This window comes from Mycobacterium sp., from assembly GCF_008709575.1.
Taxonomy (GTDB): Bacteria; Actinomycetota; Actinomycetes; order Mycobacteriales; family Mycobacteriaceae; genus Mycobacterium.
In genome coordinates this window covers 1-1,384 of sequence record NZ_VYIK01000153.1, presented here as the reverse complement: position 1 = coordinate 1,384, position 1,384 = coordinate 1, and the positions used below count along the sequence as shown (strand labels likewise).

The following is a 1,384-nucleotide window of genomic DNA, read 5'->3' as shown; positions in this document are numbered from 1 at the left end:
CGCCGGGCGGTCATCCGCGCCCAATCACCACCGCATCTTCGCGTCAGGCACGTCGTACCGTTTGCCTCCCGGGCCGCGGCGGTTATGATCCCCTCGTGGCAAGGCGCGCTCCGGTCCCCCGTTGCCCGGCGCGTGGACACGCCGGCACGGACTAGGACACGGACTAGGAAATTGTGCGTGTTTTTGTCGGTTTCTGTGTCCTTGGTTTCGCTTAGGCGGTAGCTTAGCTTCTGCCTTGATTTCGGTGAGACCGTCGCTTAGTCTCGCCTGAGATCAGTCACGTCCATATCTATGTGGGAGGGTTGGGAACCTTATGTCGGGTCAGCAGTCGAAGAAGAATCGGCGGTCGGGTAGGGACAACGCCCGGCGTCGGATGAGCCGGATCGCTGGCCTCGGCAGTGGTGCCGGGGCGTTTTTGGCGTTCGGTTTGCACCCGTTGGCGGCCGCGCCGAGCGCGCACGCCGACCCCCTGATGGATCTGATCGACTTGGTCGTCGACCCGATCAGCAGCTCGATGGCGGCGATCAACCCCGCCGACGCGATCGACCCGGGCGCGCTGGATGCGGCCCTGTCGGGGCTGGCCACCCCCGGCGGGTGGGAGACCCTGCTGTCGGATCTGTCCACTGCGGGCGCCGGCCTGACGGCGTTGCCGGCGGCCTCCGACGGCGGCGCGAGTTCGGCGGCGGCCGATCCGGCGTCGCTGCTGTCGTTCCTGCCGACCTGCGGCAGCTTCATCTTGTTCGATCTGGTCTGCAACGGCGCCAACGGCACCCCCGACAGCACGTTGGCGGCGGCCACCGGCGGTAACGGCGGGCTGCTGCTCGGCGACGGCGGCAACGGCGCCACCGATGCGGCCGGGCAGGGCGGTAACGGCGGTGACGCCGGCTGGTTCGGCGACGGCGGCAACGGCGGGGCCGGTGCTGACGGTGGGGCCGGCGGTGATGGCGGCACCAGTGGGCTGTTCTTCGGCAACGGCGGCAACGGCGGCGCCGGCGGCGCCGGTGTGGCCGGTCTTAACGGCTTGACCGGTGGTGACGGTTCGGTCGGCGGTAACGGCGGGGCCGGCGGTGACGGCGGCGGCATGGGCACGTTCGACTTCTTGGGCCAGCACGTCACGCTGAACCTGTTCGGCGATGGCGGCGCCGGCGGTGCCGGTGGTGTCGGTGGCGCCGGCGGCGCCGGTGGTATCGGCGCTACCGGGGCGACGGGTGTGGCCGGGGTGCATGACGGTCTGGGCGACAACGGCGGCAATGGCGGTAACGGCGCCGACGGCGGCAACGGCGGCGCCGGTGGTGACGGCGCGGCCGGCGGCCTGCTGGGCCACGCCGGCGCTAACGGTGACGGCGGTGACGGCGGGGCCGGTGGGGACTCCGGCGCCGGAGTC

1 protein-coding gene is annotated in these 1,384 nt (G+C 71.3%); it reads left to right on the top strand.

All coding sequences use genetic code 11. The features are described from left to right. Window positions 1-373: 373 nt before the first annotated feature. The coding region (locus F6Q13_RS17435) for a PGRS repeat-containing protein (RefSeq protein WP_367141357.1) at window positions 374-1,384 on the top strand (1,011 nt) is incomplete at its 3' end.